We start from the raw sequence: 394 nt of genomic DNA on the forward strand, positions 1-394 counted from the left end.
TCATGCGCCGGACACCCGGCAGTATGACGCTGCTTCGACCGGAACCGGCAAAAGCCACTTGGCGACCGCGCTCGCCGTCGAGGCCGCAAAGAGCGTCTACTTCTCGACGCTCGCCGACATCATCGCCTCGCTCGTCAAAGGCCGAGCGCGAGGGGCAGCTGCGCGTACAGCGCGACAATCTGGGAGAGAGGCGCTCTCACTTTGATTGCCGCGCCGCAAGCGCGAGCGAATCCGCTATCTATGCCGCGCCTCGCTGCTCGTCGTCGACGAAATCGGCTATCTCCCGGTCGTGCCCGGCGGCGGGAATCTGTTCTTCCAGCTCGTCAACGCCCGCTATGAGAAGATGGGGCGAGGTGTTCGGCGATCCTGTCGTTGCAACCGCACTTCTTGATCG

General features: G+C 64.0%; 1 pseudogene. It reads left to right on the plus strand.

The features are described from left to right. The first annotated feature begins 58 nt into the window (after positions 1 to 58). A pseudogene (locus tag AU465_RS32875) lies at positions 59 to 391 on the plus strand (ATP-binding protein). Positions 392 to 394 lie beyond the last annotated feature (3 nt).

Origin of the sequence: Mesorhizobium silamurunense, from assembly GCF_014843905.1 — a bacterium.
GTDB classification, from domain to species: Bacteria; Pseudomonadota; Alphaproteobacteria; order Rhizobiales; family Rhizobiaceae; genus Mesorhizobium; species Mesorhizobium silamurunense.